The sequence below is a fragment of the Uliginosibacterium aquaticum genome (assembly GCF_012972705.2).
Classification (GTDB): Bacteria; Pseudomonadota; Gammaproteobacteria; order Burkholderiales; family Rhodocyclaceae; genus Uliginosibacterium; species Uliginosibacterium aquaticum.
Map to the genome: position 1 here is coordinate 631489 of NZ_JABCSC020000002.1, position 24207 is coordinate 655695.

Annotated in this window: 21 protein-coding genes; 13 read left to right on the plus strand and 8 right to left on the minus strand. The window is 63.4% G+C overall.

Translation table 11 applies throughout. The features are described 5' to 3' along the window. Positions 1-70: 70 nt before the first annotated feature. Positions 71-1807 (minus strand): PHA/PHB synthase family protein, encoded by a 1737-nt coding sequence (locus tag HJ583_RS10355; protein WP_170022017.1) that lies wholly within the window; start codon positions 1805-1807, stop codon positions 71-73. A 144-nt stretch (positions 1808-1951) separates the two neighbouring features. On the opposite strand from HJ583_RS10355, the gene HJ583_RS10360 reads away from it, so the two are divergent. Further along, a complete protein-coding gene (locus HJ583_RS10360) occupies positions 1952-2194 on the plus strand; it encodes a hypothetical protein (protein WP_101942414.1) in 243 nt (80 codons plus the stop codon). On the opposite strand, the gene rluD is transcribed toward HJ583_RS10360, so the two are convergent. Then, positions 2177-3157: a 23S rRNA pseudouridine(1911/1915/1917) synthase RluD gene (gene rluD / locus HJ583_RS10365; protein WP_408058192.1), complete on the minus strand. Its 981-nt coding sequence runs from the start codon at positions 3155-3157 to the stop codon at positions 2177-2179. The two genes, HJ583_RS10360 and rluD, sit on opposite strands and share 18 nt — an antisense overlap. Here rluD and HJ583_RS10370 point away from each other — a divergent pair. Together HJ583_RS10370 and HJ583_RS10375 are read left to right on the plus strand one after the other, a co-directional pair. Beyond that, positions 3144-3908: an outer membrane protein assembly factor BamD gene (locus HJ583_RS10370; RefSeq protein WP_101942413.1), complete on the plus strand. Its 765-nt coding sequence runs from the start codon at positions 3144-3146 to the stop codon at positions 3906-3908. The two genes, rluD and HJ583_RS10370, sit on opposite strands and share 14 nt — an antisense overlap. Positions 3909-3913: 5 nt before the next feature. Continuing rightward, a complete protein-coding gene (locus HJ583_RS10375) occupies positions 3914-4576 on the plus strand; it encodes a LysE family translocator (protein ID WP_235943798.1) in 663 nt (220 codons plus the stop codon). On the opposite strand, the gene HJ583_RS10380 is transcribed toward HJ583_RS10375, so the two are convergent. Further along, on the minus strand, positions 4509-6857 hold the full coding sequence (locus HJ583_RS10380; RefSeq protein ID WP_170021834.1) for a putative bifunctional diguanylate cyclase/phosphodiesterase: 2349 nt from the start codon (positions 6855-6857) through the stop codon (positions 4509-4511). The two genes, HJ583_RS10375 and HJ583_RS10380, sit on opposite strands and share 68 nt — an antisense overlap. 221 nt (positions 6858-7078) lie before the next feature. On the opposite strand from HJ583_RS10380, the gene panC reads away from it, so the two are divergent. From panC to HJ583_RS10400, 4 genes are all read left to right on the plus strand, one after another. Beyond that, complete coding sequence (gene panC / locus HJ583_RS10385; protein WP_170021835.1) at positions 7079-7906, plus strand: pantoate--beta-alanine ligase; 828 nt, start codon at positions 7079-7081, stop codon at positions 7904-7906. A gap of 168 nt (positions 7907-8074) precedes the next feature. Then, complete coding sequence (locus tag HJ583_RS10390) at positions 8075-9568, plus strand: glycosyltransferase (protein WP_170021836.1); 1494 nt, start codon at positions 8075-8077, stop codon at positions 9566-9568. Continuing rightward, a complete protein-coding gene (locus HJ583_RS10395; protein ID WP_170021837.1) occupies positions 9565-10641 on the plus strand; it encodes a bactofilin family protein in 1077 nt (358 codons plus the stop codon). The genes HJ583_RS10390 and HJ583_RS10395 overlap by 4 nt, the downstream gene beginning before the upstream one ends. Further along, positions 10638-11396, plus strand: a complete 759-nt coding sequence (locus HJ583_RS10400) for a hypothetical protein (RefSeq protein WP_170021838.1) — start codon at positions 10638-10640, stop codon at positions 11394-11396. The genes HJ583_RS10395 and HJ583_RS10400 overlap by 4 nt, the downstream gene beginning before the upstream one ends. A gap of 19 nt (positions 11397-11415) precedes the next feature. Here the strand turns inward: HJ583_RS10400 and edd are convergent, their stop codons facing one another. Next, positions 11416-13239 (minus strand): phosphogluconate dehydratase, encoded by a 1824-nt coding sequence (gene edd, locus HJ583_RS10405; RefSeq protein ID WP_217423367.1) that lies wholly within the window; start codon positions 13237-13239, stop codon positions 11416-11418. 180 nt (positions 13240-13419) lie between these two features. Here edd and pgl point away from each other — a divergent pair, with 180 nt between their 5' ends. Both pgl and HJ583_RS10415 read left to right on the plus strand, forming a co-directional pair. Further along, positions 13420-14103, plus strand: coding sequence for a 6-phosphogluconolactonase (pgl, locus tag HJ583_RS10410; protein ID WP_170021839.1), 684 nt, complete (start codon positions 13420-13422; stop codon positions 14101-14103). After that, on the plus strand, positions 14084-15076 hold the full coding sequence (locus HJ583_RS10415) for a glucokinase (RefSeq protein ID WP_170021840.1): 993 nt from the start codon (positions 14084-14086) through the stop codon (positions 15074-15076). Before pgl ends, HJ583_RS10415 begins: the two co-directional genes overlap by 20 nt. Here the strand turns inward: HJ583_RS10415 and HJ583_RS10420 are convergent. Then, a complete protein-coding gene (locus HJ583_RS10420; protein WP_170021841.1) occupies positions 15069-15515 on the minus strand; it encodes a hypothetical protein in 447 nt (148 codons plus the stop codon). The genes HJ583_RS10415 and HJ583_RS10420 overlap by 8 nt on opposite strands. Before the next feature lie 147 nt (positions 15516-15662). Between HJ583_RS10420 and HJ583_RS10425 the strand changes: the two genes are divergently transcribed. Genes HJ583_RS10425 through speD form a run of 3 tightly spaced genes read left to right on the plus strand, consistent with a single transcriptional unit; the run spans position 15663 to position 18212 of the window. After that, positions 15663-16430, plus strand: coding sequence for a ParA family protein (locus tag HJ583_RS10425; protein ID WP_170021842.1), 768 nt, complete (start codon positions 15663-15665; stop codon positions 16428-16430). Between the two features lie 56 nt (positions 16431-16486). Beyond that, positions 16487-17800 (plus strand): adenosylmethionine--8-amino-7-oxononanoate transaminase, encoded by a 1314-nt coding sequence (bioA, locus tag HJ583_RS10430; RefSeq protein ID WP_170021843.1) that lies wholly within the window; start codon positions 16487-16489, stop codon positions 17798-17800. 25 nt (positions 17801-17825) lie between these two features. Beyond that, positions 17826-18212, plus strand: a complete 387-nt coding sequence (gene speD, locus HJ583_RS10435; protein WP_170021844.1) for an adenosylmethionine decarboxylase — start codon at positions 17826-17828, stop codon at positions 18210-18212. Positions 18213-18214: 2 nt separating this feature from the next. On the opposite strand, the gene HJ583_RS10440 is transcribed toward speD, so the two are convergent. The 3 genes from HJ583_RS10440 to HJ583_RS10450 are packed head-to-tail and all read right to left on the minus strand — an operon-like array spanning position 18215 to position 22236. Further along, a complete protein-coding gene (locus HJ583_RS10440; protein WP_170021845.1) occupies positions 18215-18979 on the minus strand; it encodes a competence/damage-inducible protein A in 765 nt (254 codons plus the stop codon). A 3-nt stretch (positions 18980-18982) separates the two neighbouring features. Next, positions 18983-19732, minus strand: coding sequence for an EI24 domain-containing protein (locus tag HJ583_RS10445; protein ID WP_170021846.1), 750 nt, complete (start codon positions 19730-19732; stop codon positions 18983-18985). Positions 19733-19740: 8 nt separating this feature from the next. Beyond that, positions 19741-22236 carry an ABC transporter permease gene (locus HJ583_RS10450; protein ID WP_170021847.1) on the minus strand — a complete coding sequence of 832 codons (2496 nt, stop codon included), beginning with the start codon at positions 22234-22236 and terminating at the stop codon, positions 19741-19743. Positions 22237-22457: 221 nt separating this feature from the next. Between HJ583_RS10450 and HJ583_RS10455 the strand changes: the two genes are divergently transcribed. Next, entirely contained in the window at positions 22458-24197 is a 1740-nt protein-coding gene (locus tag HJ583_RS10455) for a sensor domain-containing diguanylate cyclase (RefSeq protein ID WP_101942397.1), read from the plus strand. Positions 24198-24207: the final 10 nt, after the last annotated feature.

The window sequence follows — 24207 nt, forward strand, 5'->3', positions numbered from 1 at the left end:
ACCCGGTCGTTATCAAGGCGGGCGCTTCCGGGCAGTGGCGCCAGCCGCTTGCTGCCACTTCTCTGTCAGGTCAGGCACGTTCTTTCACGTAACGGCCGGGGGCGGCCTCCAATACCTTGTAATCCTTGGCGCCAAGCTTGCCGCGGGCCGCAACGAGTTCACCGCTGCGCGTCTTGAGCCAATCAACCCAGTGCGGCCACCAACTGCCGCGGTGCTCGGTAGCACTGTCCATCCAGTCACCACTGGTGGAGGCGGGTGCTACATTGGTCCAGAAGCTGCGTTTGTTCTTGGCGGCAGGATTGATGACCCCCGCGATATGGCCGCTGGCGCCCAGCACGAAGGTGGACTCCCCGCCCAACAAGCGGCGCCCGAGATAGGACGTCTGCCAGGGCACGATGTGATCCTCGCGAGTGGCAAGGAAATAGGCCGGGCAGGAGATCCGCCCCAGATCAACCGCTTCGCCCAACATGGTGAGCTTGCCCGGCACGCGCAAATTGTTTTCGAGATAAGTGTTGCGAAGGTAATAGGCGGCAAACGGGCCGGGCAGATTGGTGCTGTCCGAATTCCAGTAGAGGAGATCAAAGGCTGGTGGCTTGTTGCCCTTGAGGTAGTTATCGACCACGTAATTCCAGATCAGGTCGTTCGGACGCAGGCTGGAGAAGACGCGCGAGAGCTCCTTGCCGGCCATCAGGCCGCCCTTGCCTATGGTGGCTTCGCTCGACGCTACTGAAGTCTCGTCGATATAACAGGCGATCTCGCCGGTGTCGGCAAAATCGAGCATGGACGTCAGGAAAGTCACGCTTTCGACCGGGTCTTCCCCGCGCGCATACGCCACCGCCAAGGCTGAAGCCAACAAGGTGCCACCAATGCAAAAACCCATGACATTGGGTTTATCCTGTTTGCTTACCGCACGCACTACCTCCAGTGCGCGCAGCACACCCTCACCTAGATAGTCGTCCCAACCCAGATGATTCTGCTCAGCCTTGGGATTTCGCCACGAAACCAGGAAAACCGTCAGCCCTTGCTCCACCGCATAGCGCACGAAGGAGTTCTCCGGTTGCAGATCTAGGATGTAGTACTTGTTGATGCAGGGCGGCACGATCAGCAAGGGGCGTTTGCAGACCTTTTCGGTCAACGGCGCGTACTGGATCAGCTGCATCAACTCGTTCTCGAAGATCACCGCGCCCTCGGTAGTGGCCAGATTGCCGCCAACTTCGAAAGCGGAGTCGTCGGTCATCGAGATGCGGCCTTTTTCCACATCCGCAATAAGATTCAGCAGGCCCTGAGTCAGGCTTTCACCCTTTGTGTCGAGTGCCTTCTGAACGACTTCAGGATTGGTGGCTGCAAAGTTCGAAGGCGCCATCGCATCCACATACTGGCGCATCACGAACTGCAGCTTGCTGCGCGCTAGCTTGTCAGTGATCGGGAGATTTTCAGCCACCTCATTGAGAAAGCGGGCATTGATCAGATAGGCCTGACGCATGTAGTCGTGCAGGGGGCTGCTACTCCACTCCGGCGCATTGAAACGACGATCGCCAGGCGGCGGAGCCATGATCGGCTCACTTTCATCACCGGGTTTGCGCTGAGCCAGCGAGCTCCACAGCTTCGCGTGCAATTCCGCGTGCTCACGGTGGAGCGCGGCCATTTTCTCGTTTTCCAGACCGGGCAATGCAGGCAAGGCCGCAAAAGGCGGCAAACCCGGCTGAGACGCCTGAACCTGGCTCACCTGCTGCATGAAGCCCTGCATGAAATCCTGACTGGCGCGCATCCAGCCCTCTACGGCTGCACGTGACTGCTCGGGGGTCATCATTGAAACTCTCTCCTGGAAACGGGGTTGCGGTTCAGCGAAACAGCCTCAAACAGATTGCAGCACGGGCCGGGCTGCCGCGACAATAGGGGCTTGCGAGGCATTGTTGCCCTGCACAAAACCGCACGTCAAGGCGCTGCCCCAATGTACATCGTCGCCATTGCATGGCTGTTTACAGCCAGCCTGATTGCCATCAGCCAAGCCTCTTGGATCGCTGGTTTGCTGAGCTTTTTCTTCTGGGGTCTGCTGCCACTTTGCCTGCTGCTATGGCTCATCGGCACCCCCGCAAGATTGCGCCGCAAGCGCGAAACACAAAGCAGGAACGAGACCAGCCCTGCCAGCGGCAAGGGCGATCACCCGGAAAACAGATCAGGAGGCAGTTCTTAGGGCGGCAATCAGTGTCTGCAGATCATCTGCAAGGGGTACCTGCCAGAGCATTTCCTGACCACTGGCCGGATGCCGCAAGCCAAGCTGGAAAGCATGCAGCGCCTGGCGTTTGAAGCCCGATGCTGGCGCCAGAATCTTACGCCCGCCATAGACGGGGTCCCCCACCAGCGGGTGCCCCAGATGCGCCATGTGGACCCGGATCTGGTGAGTACGTCCGGTATCCAGCACACATTCCACCCAACACGCACCCTGCAGTTTCTCGATCACCCGGAAATGTGTGCGCGCTTCGCGCCCGCCCGGCACCACGGCCATGCGCGTGCGCTGCACGGGATGCCGGTCAATCGGCTCATCCACAGTGCCACGTGCCGGTGGGGTACCCATCACAACGGCCGCGTAGTGCCGCTTTACGGTGCGCGCCTGCAACTGGCGCACCAGATCAGTCTGCGCCGCCAAAGTCTTGGCCACCACCATCAAGCCAGAGGTATCTTTATCAAGACGATGAACGATGCCGGCTCGTGGGACCTCGGCCAATGCTGGGGCATGTGCCAGCAGCGCGTTGAGCAGGGTTCCACTCCAGTTGCCACTGCCCGGATGTACCACGAGGCCGGCTGGCTTGTTCAGAACGAGGATGTGCTCGTCTTCGAAGATCACGTCCAGCGGAATATCTTCCGGCACATCAGCGAGCGCCTCGGGCGGCGGGGCCAGCTCAACTCGCAGGCTTTCACCACCATTCAGGCGCATTTTGGGGTCCGCCAGCAAACGCCCTTCGCAACTTACCAGACCATCGCGAATCCAGCTCTGCAGGCGACTGCGCGAGTATTCGCTGATGAGCTGCGCGAGTGCAGCGTCGAGCCGCTGCCCAGCCAGTTCGGCCGGCACATGCAGAATGCGGCAGTCGGCCGCAGGGCTTCCGCTATAATCAGCAGCATTGCTTTCGGATGGTGTCGGAATGTTCAAGTTCACCCTCAGTAGTTTACCGGCAGTCGCTCTGCTGTGCTTGCTCACCGCCTGTGCAACCGCACCCAAGCCGGGTTCCACTGCGAAAGACCCGCAGTCTGCGTATGCCGAGGCCAAGGAGTTTCTGGATGCCGGTTCTTACGAATCTGCCATCACGGCTTACGAGCAGCTCGAAGCCCGCTTCCCATACGGTCGTCACGCCCAGCAAGCGCAGCTCGATACCGCCTATGCGCACTACAAGATGGGCGAAATGGATGCCGTGATTGGTGCCGCCGAGCGTTTCAGCCGGCTTCACCCGAATCATCCGAATGTTGACTACGCCTACTATCTGAAGGGCCTCGCTTACGAGAACACCAAACGCGATGAATGGCTTCCCTTCCTGCCCCAGCAACCACTCTCGGAGCGGGACAAGAAAGGCGTACAGAACGCGTTTGAAACCTTCAAGCAGCTCTATCAGCGCTTTCCAGACAGCCGTTATGCCGCAGATGCTCACCTGCGCATGAACATCCTGCTTGAAGCGCTGGCCACCCATGAGTTGAATGCAGCCCGCTACTACCTGCAACGTCGGGCACCGCTGGCTGCAGCCAATCGGGCGCAAGCCGTGGTGAAAACCTACTCCACTTCGAAGTCGGTTGAAGATGCGCTGGGCCTGATGATCCAGAGCTATCGTGAGCTACAACTTGAAACTCTGCGCCTGGACACTGAACGCGTCCTGCGCCAGAACTATCCGAACAGCCGCTACCTGGCCAGCAAGTAAAAATCATGGGGATGGACGCAGGGCAATTACTGCTGTTTGTACCCACGGCCCTGCTGATCGCCGCCACGCCCGGGCCAGACAACCTGGGTGTGCTGGCGCTGGGTTTGTCCACCGGCCGCCGCGCCAGCCTCGGGTTTGCATTAGGTTGTGCGGCGGGCTGTCTGAACCACACCCTGCTAGCCGTACTGGGCATTACGGCCCTGCTCGCAACCTCGCCACTAGCCTTGCAACTGCTGCAGGGACTCGGCGCCGCCTATCTGGGCTGGATCGGCTTGCAAAGCCTGCGCCAATGCACCAAGAGCAGCGCCCTGACCAGTACTGCGCAGAGCGAAACAACTTTCCTGGCGCACTTCAGGCGAGGCCTGATCGCCAACGCGATCAACCCGAAGGTTGCACTCTTCTTCCTTGCTTTCCTGCCGCAGTTCGTACGCCCCGGCAACTGGAGCAGTGCCACTCAGATCGCCATATTCGGCCTGATCTTCACGCTAGCTGCAGGCGCTGTCTTTAGCATGATTGCGCTGAGCGCGGGCAGCCTAGGACGCCTGCTGCACGCTCATCCACGCTTGCATAACTGGCTACAAGGATTCAGCGGCGTGTTTTTCATTGCACTGGCACTGCGCTTGGCACTGACTGAATTGAGCCCCCCGCCAGTGCGCGCCCCTGTCTGAACAAGGCAAGAAAGTCATCTGCCGGTAAGGGCTTACTGAACAGATAACCCTGCGCCTCACGACAGCCCTCGACGCGCAGGAAGGCCAGCTGCGACTCGGTTTCCACCCCTTCAGCCAGGGTACGCATCTTGAGGTTGCGACCTAGCTGAATGATCGTGTGCACGATGGCGGCCTCGTCGGCATCATCAACGATATCTCTGACGAAGGACTGATCGATCTTCAATTTGTCGATCGGGAAGCGCTTGAGATAGGCCAGGCTTGAATAGCCAGTACCGAAATCGTCGATCGCCAGTTGTACCCCCAACGCCTTGAGACGCCGGAGTGTTTCGAGAATCAGGTTGGCGTCGTCAATCAGGATTGACTCCGTCAGTTCAAGCTCCAGACAGTGACCGGGCAGCCCGGTCTCTTCCAGAATCTGGCGTACGGTTTCAACCGGATCGCTGCGTTTGAACTGCAAGGCAGACATGTTTACGGCGATCAATAACTCCGGCAACCCCTGCTCGCGCCAGAGTTGCACCTGACGACAAGCTTCGCGCAGCACCCACTCACCGATCGGAATGATGAGTCCGCTCTCTTCCGCGACCGGGATGAATTTGGCTGGAGAGACCAAGCCAAGCTCACGATCACGCCAGCGCACCAGTGCTTCGGCACCGATGATGCGCCGCGTACGCAGATCAATCTGAGGCTGGTAATGCAACAGCAACTCGCCACGCTCAACAGCCTGACTCAAACGCGATTGCAGGGCCAACCGCTCGTGAGCATCCGCGTTCATCTGCTCGGAGAAGAAACGGTAGGCGTTCCGGCCAGCCTGCTTGGCGTGATACATCGCGGTTTCGGCCTTGAGCAGCAATTCATCGACGCTGTGCGCATCATCCGGGAACTGTGCCACGCCCATCGAAGCCGTGATGATCAAGGAATGCCCCTCGATATCGAACGGCTGGGCCAGACTCGCCAGCATGTGCTGCAATTTGCTACCCAACTGCTCACGCCCGGCATCCGCAGGAATCAGCAGAATGAATTCGTCCCCCCCTTGCCGACAGAAGGTGTCGGCCTCGGCCAGACAGGACTGAAGACGATCAACCACGGCCAGCAGCAGGCGATCTCCGCTGGCATGCCCGAGCGAATCGTTAACGATCTTGAAGTGGTCCAGATCCAGCACCACCATGGCCAAGCTGAAACCATCGCGAGCGGCCAGCATCAGCGCACGTTCGGCGCGGTCGCGCAGCAACACGCGATTAGGCAAACCGGTCAGCGCGTCATGATTGGCGACGAACTCAAGGCGCTCCTCGAAAGCACGGCGTTCGGAGAAGTCGGACAGGATGGCCACAAAATGCGAGATGCTGCCTTCTTCATCCTCCACCGCGCTGATCGCCAGCCAGGCCGGATAAACATCACCATTCTTCTTGCGGTTGAGGATTTCGCCGTGCCAGCGCCCCTTCTCCAGCAAGTTGCGCCACATTGATGCGTAGAAACCATAGTCGTGGCGGCCGGAGCTAAACATATTGGGCGTCTGCCCCACCACCTCTTCTGGACTGTAACCACTGATGCGGCAGAAAGCATCGTTGGCCGACACGATCCGGTTATCCGCATCGGTAACCAGGATGCCTTCTGCTGAGTCGTTGAATACGGCCTCGGACAAACGGACCTTGGCCTCAGCCTGCTTGAGCGCCGAAAGATCAACGTCCAGACAGTACATTTCCTGCTCGCCACGAACATTCTCGATCAGCACATGGCTTGAATAAACCGGCACCCGCGAACCATCCTTGCGCATCAACAGCAGTTCGCCCGGCGGAATGGCCTGCCCCTTCTCCAACCAGTCTGTAATCTGCTTGCGCACCGCCTCACGCCACTCCACCGGCACGATCAGCTCTTCGAGCAAGCGTCCGCGCGCCTCCTCGGCGCGATAACCATACAGACGCTCACTGGCCGCATTCCAGAAAATCACCTCATGATTCGCGGCGTAGCCTTGTACCGCGATGGCGGGCAGACGTTCAAACAGAGAGCGGAAACGCAATTCGCTGGCCCGCAACTGTTCCAGACGATGCTCCACCCGCCCGCGACTCCACCACAGCGCCAGAAACAGACAAACTGCGCTGAACAGCACAAAGGCCCAGCCCTGCCAGCGCAGGATCTCCGCGCGCAATGCCGGGCTGACCTGCGACCAGGCCACCAGATGATCCAGCAAACCCAGCCACAGCGCGGCAATCACGAAATACGCCGCGACCACCCGCAAGGCGTAGTGAAGGGAAGCTGAGCGGAAAAACTGCCTGAAGCCTTGCATTCCTGTCCCTCTACCACCGTTGCCGACCATCCGAAACGGCCAGTCATCGTGTTTGTAGGTCAGTTCGGCAGAGCCGCCCCAGCCCATGCTCGTCTAGGCAGGATGCGGCCCTGGCTCTGCCCGTCGGGGCAGACCGGCTGAACTGCAAAGATTGCCTGCGCGAGGCGCTTGGTGCATCCTGCCCGACTTGTTTTTAGCCCGCCTCCCGCCGCCCTCCCCTCATGCAGATCCATACTCGCATCGAAAGCCTGCGCGCAGCCCTTGCCTCCGCCACCCGCATCGCCTTTGCCCCCACCATGGGCAACCTGCACGCCGGCCACCTGAGCCTCATGCAAACTGCACGTGCACATGGCGATGCCGTGGTCAGCAGCATTTTTGTCAATCGCACCCAGTTCGGCCCAAACGAAGACTTCGACCGCTATCCACGCACCTTCAAGGCCGACTGTGAGCAACTGGCTGCGGTCGGAGTCGACCACCTGTTTGCCCCGGATGAAGCAGAGCTATATCCGCAGGCTCAAAGCTATTTCGTCCAGCCTGCCGCACGCCATGACGAGATCCTTGAAGGCGCATCCCGTCCGGGGCATTTTCGTGGCGTTGCCACCATCGTCACCAAACTCTTCAATATCGTCCAGCCGCAGATCGCACTCTTTGGCAAGAAGGATTACCAACAGCTGATCGTGATTCGCAACATGGTGCGCGAGCTGAATCTGCCGATCACCATCATCGGCTGCGACACCGTGCGCGCACCGGACGGGCTCGCCTTGTCGTCCCGCAATGGTTACCTGACGGCCGAACAGCGTGCCGAGGCACCTCGCCTCGCCGCTTGCCTGCAGCAACTGGCGGCAGCCGTGAAAGCCGGCCGTCAGGACTACGCAGTCCTCGAAACAGAAGCCGCAGAGCAGCTGCGCGCGCATGGCTGGCAGCCCGATTACATTGCCATCCGTCAGCAATCCGACCTGCAGGCGCCACAGGGCAATCAGCCGCTTGTCGTGGTGGCTGCTGCCCGCTTGGGCAGCACCCGCCTGATTGACAATATGGAGATCAACTGAGGAGGCCCCACAGCGCGCGCAAGCGCAGCAAACCGGGCTAGAATCCCTGCACATGAGGCCGGCCGGGGGAGACATGACGGCGCAACAGACGGCCTTCTGAACCCAGGCGACATACCTACAAGAATGCAGTCGATCCCGTCGTTCCGCTCGTCATGCGCTGCCCTGCTCATGCTTTTCGCATGCAGCACAGCCACGTCAGCGTCGCGCCCCGACCCCTACCTGCAGCTTGATCCGTATATCGGTTCGACTCAGATCGCACGCCCGGCCACTCCCGCACCACAGGGCTCGGCGGATGAGAACGAGCGTCCGCTGAATCTCAGTCCGCAGATTCTTAGCACCCCACCCGATCTGCAACTCACACCCCCGACCGAAACGACCTCTCCAGCGCCTACAGAAGCGCCTGCCCACAGCAAGCTGCCGCAGTCCGCCCTGCAGGGACTCTGGCTGCTCACCTCAACCCTGCTGGGTCTGCATCTGCTACGCGAATGGCTACGCGTGCTGCGCCTGCGCGTGTTGCGCCCGCCACGTCCGCTGGCCCTGAGCCATGCCCGCTGGCCCACCATCTCGATCCTGGTGCCGTCACACGGCAAAACCGCACAACAGATCGAACGCCTGACAGCCCTGGCCAGCATGGATTTCGATTACCCCGCCGAATGCATCCATTTCGTGCTGATGTTCGACCCCGCCGAAACCGGGCTTGTCGAAGCGGTCGCGGCATTTGAGCGAGCCTGCCCGGGCCGGGTCCACCCCCTGCCGATGATGGCCGGCCCCAATACCACGCTGGCCACGGCGCTGCACGCAGCAGTCGCCAACTCCATCGGCACCGCACTGGTGGTGCTCGATCAGGAGTTGCCGCTGGCCCGCAACTGGCTGCGTCAGTCGGTCACCCCGCTTCTTGATCCGGCCATCGGCTGCGTGCTCACCCGGGCCGTGTTCACCCCGCAAGACGGAGCACTCTCCGCCCGCTTGGACCTGCTTGCCGATCAGGCCGACACGCTGCTGGCCAGCCAGAACGATGCACTGAACCTGCTGCTATGTGGCAAGGCGCGCATCCGCGCAGTGCGCCGCCAGGCCGTGAAGAGCCTGCACGCGCCCGATCTCCTGCACGCCCCCGATGGCGCCAGTCTGATCCTCGATCTCACCCGGCTGGGTTGGCAATCCAGCCTGCTCGGCGAAATCACCCGCTACCACAGCGAAGATCTGCTCGACCAGATCCGCTCACCGCGCCTGCATCCGGCGCTGGTTCTGCAGAGCCTGAGACTGGCCAGCCTGCTGGTGGACCCGCGCCTGCCTGCGGGGGCTCGTCGCCAGGGCGCAGCAGCTTTCTTCACAGCTGCCCTTCCCCTGGTGTGGCTCATCAGCCTCGCCTGCGGCATTGCGCTCTATTTCACCGGCGCTCCGCTGCTTGCCGGGCTGGCCATCCTGCTGTGCACCGCCTGCAGTTTCGACCCGCACGGCAATCCGGGCCCGGCCTTCCGCATCGCGGCCGCTGCACGCATGGCCGGAGTCCGCGAAGAAATCCGCCTGCTGCCGTTGAGCTGGGTGGGCTTCGCCCATCGCCTGCTCGGCGGCATCATTCTGCTGGCCACCACGCGGACACCACGACGCCGCGAGCATGCTCAACCCATCGAAGCGCCCGCCAGTGAAGGAGCGGTCGCTTGAGTCCCCTGCAAGCCTGGCTGGCTTTCGTTGCGCTGTGCGCCTTCGGCCTGTTGCTACCTTTCCTGCCGGCACTGCGGACCCTGCGCCGGCCCGAAGCCCGCAATCCAGCACCGGAGGCCGAAAAGGATGCGCCGGCGCGGATCGAAGCTTTCCGTGGCATGGTGGCGCAGCAGTTTGCGCAACTGCTGCAAGTCGTGCGCGAAAGCGAACCGATCCAGGGCGCCAACGAAAGCGGCCGGCCTTTCATCGTACTGGGCTTCAACAAGCATCTGGCCGAGTGCATCCCACCCGCAACCCGACGCCTGCGCAGCCTGGTGCTCTCGGCCGGGCACCTCGACATCCCTGGCGAACTGGTGTGTGACCGCGAGATTTTCGCCGAAGGCCGCATCAACGTTGCCCACAATGCCGTCGTCAAATCCGTACTGTCCCACCGCGACATCGCCATCGGCATCCGTGCCCGGGTCACCCGCTGGGTACGCAGTGATCGCCGCCTGGATGTGGCCGAGGGCGGCAGCGTAAAGGGCTTTGCCAGTGCCGGCATCGAGATCGCACTGGCCCGCCGCACCCGCTTCGAGCAGCTCGAGGCCCCACGCATCAGCTTCGGACGCCAACCGGATAGCCCAGCCCGTCCGGCCCTTGAAGACCCGGTAGCCCGCTTCGATCCGCCCTCACGGCGCGGTGAGCAGCTCGGCAACGGACGCAATCTCGTCATCCCGCCCGGCCATACCGTACGTGGTGATCTGATCGTGGCCGGCTTGCTGGAGATCGGCGATGGCTGCCGGATTTTCGGCCAGCTACGTGCCGACAAAGGCATCGTGCTGGGTCAGGATGTGCAGATCGAAGGCGCCGTGTATGCCGACGGCCCGATCAGCACAGGCGCCAACTGCCTAGTCAGCGGCCCGCTGATCTCAGCCTCCAGCCTGCGCCTGGGGCCCTGCAGCCGGGTCGGCAAACCGGACGAACCCTCTACCCTGGCGGCGGATGAACTCCTCGTCAGCGAGGGCTGTGTGGCATACGGTACGGTCCGAGCAGGTCGGCGCGGCGAAGTCATCGATACGAGGATCAGCGCATGAATCTGCCTGATGCGGCACTCACCACCAGTCCGACCACGCCTCCGAGCCTGTTGCAACGTTTTGCTGCAAGTCGCTTCGGCCAAGCACTGGTCGCCTTGTTGATGGCCGCCGGCCTCACCTGGCTGAGTTTCCGACTGCTGCCAGCCTTGCTGCGTTTCTGGGACGCAGCCCTGCTGCATCTGCTGAGCTGGCTGCCACTGAGCGACGCGATGGCCGGCCGCATGAGCCTGGAATTGCCGCTATGGGGAGAGTTCGAAACACCTGCGATCCAGCTCTGGCTGGCCGCTGCGGATTCCCAGGCCTGGCTTGGCAATCTGGGAGGTGCGGCCTTGCTGTTCCTGCTGGCCAGCCTGCTGCGCCCGGCCCTGCGCTCGGTCGTGCGCGCGCTGGCAGGCTTTCATCTCGCCACCCTGCTGCTGCAGGCGGCAAGCCCGCTCGACTACGACGTAGCCCAGCACACCCACCACCTAGCAGTCATCAGCATCGGCCTGCTGCTGAGTCTGCCGCTGGTGATGGCTGCCACCCATTACATCGTGGAGCGCAGCCATGAGCGCCGCCTGCTGGCCACACTGATGATTGCGGCCTTCCTCGTACTGAGCCTGCCACTGAAGCTGCTGGCCCACGCCGCCCTGCTGCAATTCATGAGTCCGCTCGCCATGCCGACCCTGTTCCTGGTCTTCGGCCCAGCCTTCGACATCCTGTGCGTGAGCGCCCTGTATGCCTGGGCGATCACCTGGCGGCATCACGCGGGCTAAGCCGCGCGCCTGCTACCTCTCACTCCTCAAACGAGAACACAGTCGCGCCCTGCTCGGCACCATTCACGGCCGCTCGCATTGGTGCAAACAGCTCACGCCCCATACCGCTCTGACCCGTGCCACGGAATTTAGCCGGGGTACGTCCGGCAAAATCTGTCCCGGCCGTTTCCAGCCTCAGGATGCCGGCCTCGGCATCCAGCTCGATGACATCACCATCCTGCACGCGTGCCAGCGGGCCACCCGCCAACGCCTCCGGCGTGACGTGGATCGCCGCTGGTACCTTGCCGGAAGCGCCAGACATGCGCCCATCGGTCACCAGTGCGACCTTGAAACCCTTGTCCTGCAGGTTGGCCAGCGTAGGGGTGAGCTGATGCAGCTCCGGCATACCGATCGCCTGCGGCCCCTGAAAACGCAGCACCGCCACGAAATCACACTCCAGACGCCCGGCCTTGGCCGCGGCCAGCAGTGCATCCTGGCTTTCGAAAACGATGGCCGGAGCACGGATCACACGCTGCGCAGGCTTCACTGCCGACACCTTGATCACCGCCCGACCGAGGTTGCCGGTCAGCAGGCGCAGACCACCATCCTCACTGAAAGGCTCGGCCACGCTGCTCAGTACCGCCGGATCACCGCTCTCGGCGGGAATTTCGCGCCACACCAGCGCCCCGCTTTCGTCGAGAGCCGGAGCTTTGGCATAGGCCGCCAGCCCCTTGCCGAACACCGTCTGCACATCCTCGTGCAAGAGCCCCCCCGCCAGCAACTCGCGCACCACCCAGGCCATGCCGCCCGCCGCATGGAACTGGTTCACATCGGCCGCACCATTCGGATAGACGCGCGCAATCAATGGCACCGCTTTGGAGAGTGATTCGAAATCGCTCCAGTCAATCAGGATCCCTGCCATACGCGCCATCGCCACCAGGTGCAGGGTGTGATTGGTGGAGCCGCCGGTAGCCAGCAGGCCAACGAGTGCATTGACGATGCTGCGCTCGTCGATCATGCGGCCCAGCGGCGTAAATTCTGCGCGGCTGGAGGTGAGTTCCAGCACGCGGGTCGCAGCGGCCCGCGTCAGCGCCTCACGCAAAGGCGTGCCTGGCGGCACAAAGGCCGCCCCCGGAAGATGCAGGCCCAGCATCTCCATCATCATCTGGTTGCTGTTGGCGGTGCCGTAGAAAGTACAGGTCCCCGGTGCATGGTAGGACTGTGATTCGCTCTCCAGCAGCGCCTCCTGCCCGACTTCACCAGCGGCGTACTTCTGCCGCACCTTGGCCTTCTGATCGTTCGAGATGCCGGTGGGCATCGGCCCGGCAGGCACGAAGATGAAGGGCAGATGGCCGAAACGCAGCGCGCCCATGAACAGCCCGGGCACGATCTTGTCGCACACGCCGAGGCACAGACCGGCATCGAACATGTTGTGGGACAGTGCAATCGCGGTACTCATGGCGATCACGTCGCGCGAGAACAGCGACAGATCCATGCCGTCCTGACCCTGGGTAATGCCGTCACACATGGCGGGCACGCCGCCAGCCACCTGAGCCGTGGCTCCGGCAGTGCGCGCGGCCGTTTTAATGATGTCAGGATAGACGCCGTAGGGTTGGTGAGCCGACAGCATGTCGTTGTAAGCAGTCACGATGCCGATGTTCGGCACCTTGATGGTCTTGATGCGCAGCTTGTCTTCCGCCGGACTGGCCGCAAAACCGTGCGCCAGATTGGTACAGCCGAGCTGTCCGCGATAGGGGGCACCAGGAATAGCGGCCTCGATGCGGGCCAGGTAACGGCCTCGGGTTTCGGCGCTGCGGGCAACGATGCGGTGAGTCACCGCGTCGAGAATCGGATGAATCGGCATGATGGTATTTTCTGGCGGGGGTCGAGTTTCAGAAAGTAGTCCAATGCTGCTTCACACACAAGCATCGGACTTCACAATGCCCGCCATGAAAATTCGTGCCGCTCGCCGCCCTCGCAAGCGCTGGCCTTCCTCACGCCAATTTCCTACACTCGAGAACCCGCTTTCCGTATCCGCCTACCCGTGAACCTGTCGCTCCACACCTTCGCCAGCGCCACCGAGCTGGATCAGGCCCAGGCCACCTTGGTCGCTGGCTGCCTGCGTGCCGGCCTTGCCGAACGCGGCCAGGCCGCCCTCGCGCTCTCAGGTGGACGCACACCGGCCGGATTCTTCCGCGCACTAAGTGCGGCCCCTCTGGATTGGTCAAGCATTTTCGTGACCCTCGCGGACGAGCGCTGCTGCGAGCCTGCGAGCCCCCACAACAACGCCGCCAGCCTGGCCACTCATCTATTGCAAGGGCCTGCAGCCGCAGCGCGCTTCCTGCCGCTGTATCTGGCGGACGAAACCCCGCCACAACGCAACGCGCGCCTCGCCGCCCTGCCTGCTCAATTTGATGTGGTGGTGCTGGGCATGGGGGAAGATGGCCACACGGCCTCGATATTTCCGCACAGCCCGCAACGTGAAGCCGCACTGTACGATGCGACGGGCCGCGCCAGCCTGGATGTGATCGGTGCAGCGCCAGTGCGCGAGCGCATCACGCTGACCGCCGCGCGCCTGCTGGCGACCCGCAATCTGATCCTGCATATCACGGGTCAGCGCAAATGGCAGGTTCTCGGTGAAGCCCTGCAACACACGGATCCGGCCCTGCCGGTGAGCCATATCCTGCACGCCCAAGGACCGGAGAAACATGTTTTCTGGACACGCTGAAAGCCATCCCCGCCTGGTCGGCGACATCGGCGGCACCCATGCCCGCTTTGGCCTGATCACGGCTCCCGGTGCAGCCATCAGCCAGATCGTCACCCTGCGTTGCGCCGAGCATGCGGGCCCGCTCGAAGCGATCCGCAGCTACCTTGCGGCCCAAGGAGGCATCCAGCCGCGCCACGCCGCCATCGGTATCGCCAATCCGATTACCGGGGACGAGCTGCGCCTGACCAACAACCCCTGGCAGTTTTCGATCCGCGCACTGCGTGAAGCGCTGGGCCTGGGTGAGCTGGTGTTCGTGAATGATTTCACCGCGCTGGCTTTGTCCCTGCCGCATCTGGACGCGGCCGGACTGCAGCAGATTGGTCCCGGTCAGGCCTTGCGCGGTGCGGCCATCGGCGTGATCGGCCCGGGAACCGGGCTAGGGGTTTCCGGGCTGGTGCCGGTCAAGGGACAGTACGCTCCGATCGGTGGCGAGGGCGGTCATGTCAGCCTCGCGCCATACACGGATGAAGAGTTCGCCGTCACCGCAGCACTCCTGCGTGAATACGGCCATGTGTCGGCCGAGCGGGTGCTGTCCGGTCCCGGCTTGCTGACCCTGCACCGGGCCCTTGCCCGGGTGCGCGGCCTGGCCGAGCCACAACTCGATGGCGCCACCATCACGCGCCAGGCGCTGGACAACAGCGATGTCCTCTGTGCTGACACCCTGGCCATGTTCTGTGCCTTGCTCGGCAGCACAGCCGGCAATCTGGCTCTGACCCTCGGTGCCCAAGGCGGCGTCTTCATCGGTGGCGGCATCGTGCCACAGCTGGGTGATTACTTCGCCCGCTCAGCCTTCCGCGCGCGCTTTGAAGCCAAGGGGCGGTTTGCCACCTACCTGGCCGCGATTCCGACCTGGGTCATTACGGCCGGCAACCCGGCTCTCACCGGAGCAGCCGTTGCCCTGCAGCAGGCGCTGAACGAAAACCCGCCTACCTGAAGGCGAACTTGAACTGCAGCACCACGGCACCGTCCACATAAGGCTTGATGGTCGGCACCACATAGCTTTGCAGGGCCAGCACCTCACCGCGCCACTCGAGGGTGGGCATCAGGGTCGCGATCACCGGCGACTCGTGATAGCCGGTCATCAAGCCACCGGTGAGGCCAGCGCGAAAACCGGCTCCCAGATTCAGCGGATACCAGTTCGCCAGACCATAGAAACTCGCACGGCGCAGGCTGTTCTTGTACACGCCGGCAGACCAGGTCCATTCCTCATTCACGTCGCGCTCATAACCGAGTCCGTAATTGAACTCGTTGTGGCCCAAATCGCGCTCGAAATGGTAGGAGAATCCCCCTACCGAAATGAATTCAGCGGCCCCGGCCGGCATGGCGAAACCCGATGCGGCCAGCAGGGCCACCCACAGCTTGCGTGCTTTCATTTTGTCCTCTCTGCAAGAAGTCGCATTGTAGCCGCGAGGCCTGTGAAGCCGGGCTTGCGGCGTGGCGAAATGGACACGCCCCGCCACTTCCTGCGGCTTTTTGGCACAATGTGTGCGGTGCAGCAATCCAGGCTACGGAGGCGGAACATGAAGCGCGTGGTGTTTAACCAGAAGGGCGGCGTCGGCAAATCCACCATCACCTGCAACCTCGCGGCCATCTCGGCCGCGCAAGGCCAGCGCACCCTGGTGATCGATCTCGATCCGCAAGGCAACTCCACGCATTACCTGCTCGGCGATGCGGCCGACGCCGTCGAGCACAGCCTCGCGGACTTTTTCGAGCAGACCCTCACCATCCGCTTCGAAACCCGCGCCACGGCGGACTATGCGCTTGCCAGCCCCTTCGAGAACCTCAGCGTGATGGCCTCCTCGCCGCGCCTCGAAGAACTCATGAGCAAGCTCGAATCGCGCCACAAGATCTACAAGCTGCGTGAGGCGCTGGCCGAGCTGGCAGATGACTTCGACTGCATCTACATCGACACGCCGCCGGCGCTCAATTTCTTCACGCTGTCCGCTCTGATTGCCGCCGACGGCTGCCTAATCCCCTTCGACTGCGACGATTTCTCGCGCCGCGCGCTCTACGCCCTGCTCGAAAACGTCGAGGAAATCCGTGCCGACCACAACCGCGACCTGCAGGTCGAAGGCATCGTGGTGAACCAGTTCCAGCCGCGCGCCAGCCTGCCGCAGCGCCTAGTGCAGGAACTCGTCGACGAAGGCCTGCCTATCCTGCCGACTTTCCTCTCGGCCTCGGTGAAGATCCGCGAGAGCCATCAGCTGGCACGCCCGATGATCCATCTGGATGCACGCCACAAGCTGACCCAGGAGTTCGTCGCCCTGCACGACCACCTGGCAAGCTGAAGCGGCCGCACTGCTTCGCGGGTAGACTGCGCGCTTTGCCGCCGCCCTGCCCCGCCATGTCCGCCTCCCTGCTCCAGCGCTCGCTCTCTGCCGTGTGGCATCCCTGCACGCAGATGAAGCAGCACGAAACCCTGCCCCTGATCGCCATCACGCGCGGAGAAGGGCCTTGGCTCCTTGCCGAAGGCGGGCAGCGCTATCTCGACGCGGTCAGCTCCTGGTGGGTGAATCTTTTCGGTCACTGCAACGCGCATATCAATCAACGCCTGCGTGAGCAGATGGAGACGCTGGAGCACGTGATCCTCGCCGGCTTCACACACGAACCGGTAGTGCGCCTCTCCGAAGAGCTTGCCGCACTGACCGGCCACGCGCTGGGCCACGCCTTCTACGCTTCAGACGGCGCCTCGGCCACCGAGATCGCGCTGAAGATGAGCGTGCATTACTGGCGCAACTGCGGCCGCCCCGCCAAGACCCGCTTCGTGAGCCTCGCCGGCAGCTATCACGGCGAAACGGTCGGGGCGCTGGCCGTCACCGACATCGCCCTGTTCCGCGAAGCCTATGCGCCGCTGGTACGCGCCGCCGCCACCGTCGTCTCGCCGGACGCGCGTGCGGTCGAGTCGGGCGAGTCGGCGCGAAACGTGGCCATCCGCGCCGCCGCCGCGCTCGAAGCCTTCCTTGCCGAACACCACACCGAAACGGCGGCGCTGATCGTCGAGCCGCTGGTGCAATGCGCCACCGGCATGGCCATGTACGACCCGGAATACCTGCGCCGCGCCCGCGTCCTGTGCGATCAATATGAAGTGCATCTGATCGCTGACGAGATCGCCGTGGGCTGCGGACGCACCGGCAAGTTTTTCGCCATGGAGCATTCAGGCACCTGGCCGGACTTCCTGTGTCTCTCCAAGGGCATCTCCGGCGGCTACCTGCCGCTCTCGCTGGTGCTCACGACCGACACGGTCTATCAGGCTTTCTATGCCGACGAGGTGGCACGCGGCTTCCTGCATTCGCACTCCTACACCGGCAACGCACTGGCCTGCACGGCAGCACTGGCCACGCTCGAAATTTTCCGTGATGACGATGTGCTGGCCGCTAACGAGCAGCGCGCCCGCTGGCTCGCCCGCGCCGCCGAGCCGATCGCGGCGCATCCGGCGGTACGCCACCTGCGTCAGCAGGGCATGATCCTCGCCTTCGATGTGGACGCCACGCCCGGCTTCGCCCGCCGCTTCCACGCCCATGCGCTGGCCGAGGGCCTGCTGCTGCGGCCGATTGGAAACACGGTGTACTGGATGCCGCCCTATGTGCTGGATGAGGCGCAGTGCGCCTGGCTCGGCGCGCGCACCCTGAGCGCGCTGGAAAAAGCGCTGGCAGAATGAATACATCAAGCTGACCCACACTCCCATGCAAGGCCTTCACCTCACTGCCGACCTGCATCAATGCTGCTGTGCCGACGAACTGCTCACCCGGGCAGAACTGCTGGCCGCGCGTTGCCGCGCGCATGTCGAGGCGGCCGGGCTGACGATCGTGAATGAGGTCTGGCACGCCTTCCCGGGCGTGCTCGGGCAAGGCGGGGTAACCGGCGTATTGCTGCTGGCCGAATCCCATCTCGCGATCCACACCTGGCCCGAACAGCGGGCCGTGACGCTGGACGTATATGTGTGCAATTTCGGCGCCGACAACTCGGCGCGCGCGCATCACCTGATGGCTGCGCTGAGCACCGAATTCGCGGCCGGGCAAACGCAGCAACATGCACTGCAACGCGGCGTAGCCCCCTCTCCGGGGAACTAAGCTCAGGCTGCCGGGCGCGTATCCTCGGCCGGCAGCCACTCGAAGCGCTGGCGCGTCATCTCAGCGCGGATCTCGTCCAGCGCAGCCAGCACGGCAGCCGGCTCACCTTTCGCGCCCAGCTCGATATGCTGGCGCAGGCTCTCGCTGCCCAGATGCGGCAGGCTGAAGATGGTGACCCCGTGGCGCGCTTCCAGCGCCTCCATGAAGGAGATCAGATTGCCCTCACGAGCCCCGAACACCAGGATCGATTGCTCGGCATGCGCACGCTGGTGATGCAGCCCGGCAAACCAGTTATCCAGCACCCATTCCATCATCGGCCAGGACATCTCCGGAAAGCCCGGCAGGAAGTGATGCGTACCAAAGGCAAAACCCGGCACCCGGTTGTAGGGGTTCGGAATGCAGCGGCTGCCCAGTGGAAATTCGCCCAGCTTCAGGCGCTGCGGCGTAAGTTCCGCGCCGAAGCGCTCACGCATGGCGGCCTCGGCTTCCGGATGCAGGGCGAGCGCCACACCGGCGGCTGCGGCTGCGGACTGACGGGTGTGATCGTCTGGCGTGGCACCGATACCGCCGAAGGAAAACACGATGTCGCCGGTCGCAAAAGTCTGGCGGATGGTTTCGGTCAGCAGCGGGCGATCATCACCGCAATAGCGCGCCCACGCCAGTTGCAGGCCGCGTGCAGCGAGCAATTCGATGGCCTTGGCGAGATGCTTGTCTTGCCGCCTGCCAGAGAGGATTTCATCACCGATGATGAGTACGCCAAATGCCATGTCTTACTCCGCAGAAATGTCTTTGATCGGCCGCCCACGTTCCTGACGCAAGGCTTCAAGCAGATAATGCACACAGCACAGCCCCGTAAAAGCTGGCGCCAGCAGATTCAGCAAGGGCACGAAACCAAGCAGGCCACACCCCAGCGCCAGCAGCCACATTTCATTGCGGCGCTCGCGCGGCAGGCGGGCAAGCTCAGTCTCATCCGCATGATTCATCAAAGCGTCATAGGCGTAACACTGTTTGTTGAGCCAGGCACCCAGCGTGAGCGACAGTAGCAGGCCGAGGCCCGGCACAAACCACAGCGGCAGCGTAGCCAGTGCAACCAACAGGAAGATGACAAAAGCGCCGGCCGAGTTCGTCACACTGCCGATCAGGCTGCCGCCACGGCGCTGTTCGAGCTCGCGATAATCCCGCGCCGCCACCCGCTCGAGCATGAAGCCGATGGCGAACACCGACACCAGCATGGCAGCCGTGACATATACCAGCGGCAGCATCAGCAGGAGCATCACCACCTGCAGGGCGAAGCTCAACAGGCCACTGGCGATCTCGTGGCCGTTACCGAACCAGCCCCCCACCAGTGGCCAGCCGCGCATCAGCTGCAACAAGGCCTGTGCAGCCTCACTCCAGTATCCGATGGCCAGCCCGCCCCACAGCAGGAGGGCGACAAGGGTCGGCCACAGCAGATGCCAGAGCATGCCGGGCTCGGCGAGGCTGCGCAGAGCCCGCCCGGCGGCGAGGAGGATGCGTTGCATGAAAACTCCTAGGTCGTCTCGCGGATGCCTTCGATCACGGTTTGTGCCAGCAGGCGGCGCACACCGAGCCAGCCAAAGACCACGATGGTCAGCACCGCCAGCAGGCCAGCACCGCTCAGCGCAGCGACGGAGGGCTGAAAGTCCAGCTCCAGTGCATATTCAGCCAGCAGGTAACCGATAGCCGTCGAGGCCCCCACCGCCAGCAGCGCCGCAATCACGCCCAGGGCCGCGAACTCGGCCAGCAAGGCCGAGCGTACCTGATGCCGGCGTGCGCCCAAGGCACGCAGCACGGACACCTCGTAGCCGCGTTCGTCATGCGTATTGCGCTGTGCCGCCAGCAACACCAGAATGCCGGCCGCCAGCGCGAAGCTGAAAACAAAGCGCACCACCTGCGCCAGCCGCTCGGTGAGGCTGGCCACCTGCTCCAGCACCATGGCCACGTCGATCACGGTAATGTTGGGATACTGGGCGACCAGCTCGCGCACCAGCGGCGATTTGCCCTCCGGCAGATGGAAGCTGGTGATGTAGCTCGCCGGCATCTTGTCGAGCAAGCCCGGGGCCGCCGTAAAGAAGAAATTCACCCGCATCGAATCCCAGTCCAGCTTGCGTACGCTGGAAACCTTGCCGGTGACGCGCTGGCCAGCGATATCGAAAGTCACGCTGTCACCCAGCTTCACACCGAGGCGTTTGCCGATCCCCTCCTCCATCGAGAACAGTGGAGCCTGTTGCGCACCGTGCCAGGCGCCGGCAATCACGCGGTTACCAGCCTGCAGCTCGCTGCCAAATGAGAGATTGAATTCCCGCTCGGCAAGATTGCGCGTGCGCTCCTCCTCGTAATCACTCCCCTTCACGGCGTGATCATTGATCGCCACCAGACGGCCCCGAATCATGGGCTGCAGCGGCACGGCAATCTCATGCGCAGCAAGGAAATCAGCAATCGGCTGACGCTGCTCGGGCTGGATCCCGATGATGAAGCGGTTTGGCGCATCCGCCGGCTGCTTGGCGCGCCAGCCGGCCAGCAGATCGTTCGAGATCAGGGTCAGCAAGAGGATCGCAGTCAGCCCCAGCGCCAGCGCCACCACCTGGATCACGCTGGAGATGCGCCGGCGATACAGCGCCGCCAGCCCGTAACGCAAACCCCAGCGGCCCTGGCCGCCCGCGGCATGGCGTGCCCGACCAAACAGCGCCAGCAACCCCCAGGCCAACGCTGCGAACAAGGCCAGCGCTGCCGCGAAACCGCCCACCACGATGCTGCCCAGCTTCCACTCGCCCGCAATCCATAACATCAGCCCGGCCAGCGCCAGCGCACCAAAGGCCCAGGCAGCGATACTGCCGCCCCCCAGCTGGCCCCATTCGCGACGGATCGCCCGGATCGGCGGCACGGCCGTCAGGCGCAACAGCTGTGGCGCGACGAAACCCGCCATCAGCAGCACGCCGATGGCCAGACCCTGCGCCACAGGCACCAGGCCGGGGGCCGGCAACTCGCTCTGCACCAGCGCGGCCGCCAGCCCGCCCAGCGCGGCCTGTACGCCATATCCGAGCAGGCAGCCGGCCACCGCCACGAAGAAGCCAAAGAGCAGGAACTCCCCCATGTACAAGCTCAGCAGTTGGCCACGCTGAGCGCCAAAGCAACGCATCACGGCACAACCATCAAGGTGACGATCCAGATAACGCCGTGCTGAAAGACCGATGGCCACCGCCGCCAGCACCACAGCAAGCATCGCCGCCATGCGCAGGAAGCGGCCGGCGCGATCGAGATTGGCGCGGATTTCGGGACGGGCATTGTCCAGACTCTCTATCTGCTGACCGCGCTCGAGCCGCGGCGTAAGCCATTTCTCATAACTGCGCACGGCCTCACGCTCACCCGCCACCAAGAGGCGGTAACGCGCCCGGCTGCCCTCGACCAGCAAACCACTGGCCGGCAGATCGGCGGCATTGATCAGCACGCGCGGCGCGAAACTGGAAAAGCCCACCCCGCGGTCCGATTCGAATTCAACCCGCGCAGCAATCTTCAGCTTGGCGTAGCCGAGCTGGAAAACATCGCCCGGCTGCTTCTGCAGCGCCGGCAACAAAGCCTCATCCACCCAGGCCTCACCCGGCAAAACAGCGCTGCGGGCCTGTTTGGCCGGCGCACCGGAAAAATCCCCCACACGCAACTCGCCACGCAGGGGATAGCCCGCTTCAACCGCCTTCACCGCCACCATCTGCGCGCCCTCTTCGCTGGTGGCCATGCTGTTGAAGGTAATGGTGCGGGTACTTTGCAGCCCCCGTCGCTGCGCTTCCTGCAGAAAACCGGGCGGTATCTCGCGATCAGCCGAGATCAGCAGATCGCCACCGAGCAACTGGGTGGCATTCTGGTCCAGCGCCTGGCGCACCCGGTCAGTCAGGAAACCGACGCTGGTCAGGCTGGCCACCGCAAGCAACAGCGCCATCCCGAGCAGGCTGAGTTCACCCGCGCGAAGATCGCGGCGGAGCATCTGTAGGGCAAGGCGGAGACTCGACATGGGCAGTCAGGCAAAAGGAACAGGGAGGAAGACAGCAGGATAGCCGGATTTGTTCAAAACAATCGGCAGGCAGCTTTTCCGCCGCGGCCTGACCAGCTTGGCACACGCAAGCGCTGGCCGAACGCCCGCCCGTAAGTCTGTGCCACAATGAGTATCGGCACTTAAACCACCCGTTACTGCCGTCACGCAACGCCTGACCTCGCTGTTCACATTCGACACCTGTGAAACTTACCGCCCGCCTTTCCCTGCGCCAATGGCTGACCCTGCCCTACCTCGCCCTTGTGCTGGGTGTGGCCATCCTGATCGGAGCCCTCTCCTATCGCACCGGCAGCCAGGCCGTCGACACGGTGGCCCAGCATCTGCTACAGGAAACCGTTGCGCGGATCGGCCAGGCGGTGGACCGGCATGTATTCGGCTCGGCTGCCGTCCTGGAAGCCGCCTTTCCGAACGGCATGGCGGCTCCGCCCCGCCTGGACAAGGATCTGCCCGCGCTGCGCACCCGCTTCTGGATCGCCACCTCGCTGCATATCGATCCGAACAACTACGTTTACTACGGCAACCAGCAGGGCCAGTTCTTCGGCCTGTGGCGCTTCAATCAGGAGGACGCCGAACTGCGCGTGAAGCTGCAAGCCGAGCGCCCGCGCGAGATCTCGCGCTTCACCGGCATCAACGGCCAGCCCGGCAGCCCGGTAGTGGAGCAGAAGATGTTCGAGCCACGCCAGCGCCCCTGGTACAAGGCCGGTGAAGGCAGTCCCTCGCACACCTGGACCTCGATCTATATCGATTTCCGCAACTCGGAGCTGGTCGCCACCCGCGCCCGCCGCGTACTGGACAACAACGGCCAGCTGCAGGGCGTGGTCGCCACCGACTTGTCCCTCAAGCGCCTCAATGATTTCGTGCGCAAGCTCACGATCAGCCGCAATGCCGTCGCCTTCATCATTGAACCGGACGGCAAGCTGATCGCCTCTTCGCGCAGCCCCAACGTGGCGCGCCAGCCCGATGGCAGCAACGCCCGCATCAGTGCCGCCGAGAGTCACGACGCCCTGCAGCGCGCTGCCTACGCCCAGGTGCAGGCGCTTATCGCCGCCGGCACCGTGAGTGTGGGCGCCGTCACCCAGCGCTTCACCGGGCCGGAGGGGGGCGCCGTGGAACTGGCCTTCGACCGGGTGCGCGACGAGGCCGGACTGGACTGGATCATCGCCGTGGCGGTGCCACGCAGCGATTTCATGCAGGGCGTGACGGCCAACGTCAAACGCTCGGCCCTGATCGGCCTGCTTGGCGCACTGGTGGCCGTGGTGCTGGGACTATCCATCGTGGGCTGGATCGGTGGCGATCTGAAGCGCCTCACCGAAGCCGCACAAGCCGCCGGTGAAGGCCATCTCGAAGCTCCGCTGGATATTCACCGCAATGACGAGATCGGCGTGCTCGCCAACACCTTCCGCGAGATGCAGCACGCCCTACGCACCGACGGCATGACCGGGCTCGCCAACCGCGACGAGATGCTGCGCGCCATCAGCCGGCGCATCGAATTCGAACACCGCACCGGCAACCCGCTGCCCTTTGCCGTGCTGTTTGTGGATCTGAACAACTTCAAACAGATCAATGACCATTTCGGCCATGATGCCGGCGACCGCGTTCTGGTTGAATTCGCCACCCGCCTGCGCAACAGCCTCCACGCAACGGACCGCGTGGCCCGCTACGCCGGTGACGAATTCGTGATCCTGGTTCAGTCGACGGTTCTGCGCCAGGAGCTCGAGCGCCTGCGCACGCATATCGAAGAGCTCATGCGAGCACCTCTAGAAAGCATTGACCTCGCCAGCCTGCCCGGTGGCACGGCCGGCGGTGCGGCAGTGGGTCTTGCCTGCTATCCAGAACATGGGCAGAGCGCGGATGAACTGATCGCCCACTGCGATCACGACATGTATCAGCGCAAGCGCGCTTCACGCCTCGGGCGCAGCTGAAGCAGCCTTG

Excerpts from the sequence above, each read along its gene's own strand:
- HJ583_RS10355 (WP_170022017.1), bottom strand. The coding sequence starts at position 1,807 with ATGACCCCCGAGCAGTCACGTGCAGCCGTAGAGGGCTGGATGCGCGCC.
- HJ583_RS10360 (WP_101942414.1), top strand. The coding sequence starts at position 1,952 with ATGTACATCGTCGCCATTGCATGGCTGTTTACAGCCAGCCTGATTGCC.
- HJ583_RS10370 (WP_101942413.1), top strand. The coding sequence starts at position 3,144 with ATGTTCAAGTTCACCCTCAGTAGTTTACCGGCAGTCGCTCTGCTGTGC.
- HJ583_RS10375 (WP_235943798.1), top strand. The coding sequence starts at position 3,914 with ATGGGGATGGACGCAGGGCAATTACTGCTGTTTGTACCCACGGCCCTG.
- HJ583_RS10380 (WP_170021834.1), bottom strand. The coding sequence starts at position 6,857 with ATGCAAGGCTTCAGGCAGTTTTTCCGCTCAGCTTCCCTTCACTACGCC.
- panC (WP_170021835.1), top strand. The coding sequence starts at position 7,079 with ATGCAGATCCATACTCGCATCGAAAGCCTGCGCGCAGCCCTTGCCTCC.
- HJ583_RS10390 (WP_170021836.1), top strand. The coding sequence starts at position 8,075 with ATGCTTTTCGCATGCAGCACAGCCACGTCAGCGTCGCGCCCCGACCCC.
- HJ583_RS10400 (WP_170021838.1), top strand. The coding sequence starts at position 10,638 with ATGAATCTGCCTGATGCGGCACTCACCACCAGTCCGACCACGCCTCCG.
- edd (WP_217423367.1), bottom strand. The coding sequence starts at position 13,239 with ATGCCGATTCATCCGATTCTCGACGCGGTGACTCACCGCATCGTTGCC.
- HJ583_RS10415 (WP_170021840.1), top strand. The coding sequence starts at position 14,084 with ATGTTTTCTGGACACGCTGAAAGCCATCCCCGCCTGGTCGGCGACATC.
- HJ583_RS10420 (WP_170021841.1), bottom strand. The coding sequence starts at position 15,515 with ATGAAAGCACGCAAGCTGTGGGTGGCCCTGCTGGCCGCATCGGGTTTC.
- HJ583_RS10425 (WP_170021842.1), top strand. The coding sequence starts at position 15,663 with ATGAAGCGCGTGGTGTTTAACCAGAAGGGCGGCGTCGGCAAATCCACC.
- bioA (WP_170021843.1), top strand. The coding sequence starts at position 16,487 with ATGTCCGCCTCCCTGCTCCAGCGCTCGCTCTCTGCCGTGTGGCATCCC.
- speD (WP_170021844.1), top strand. The coding sequence starts at position 17,826 with ATGCAAGGCCTTCACCTCACTGCCGACCTGCATCAATGCTGCTGTGCC.
- HJ583_RS10440 (WP_170021845.1), bottom strand. The coding sequence starts at position 18,979 with ATGGCATTTGGCGTACTCATCATCGGTGATGAAATCCTCTCTGGCAGG.
- HJ583_RS10445 (WP_170021846.1), bottom strand. The coding sequence starts at position 19,732 with ATGCAACGCATCCTCCTCGCCGCCGGGCGGGCTCTGCGCAGCCTCGCC.
- HJ583_RS10450 (WP_170021847.1), bottom strand. The coding sequence starts at position 22,236 with ATGTCGAGTCTCCGCCTTGCCCTACAGATGCTCCGCCGCGATCTTCGC.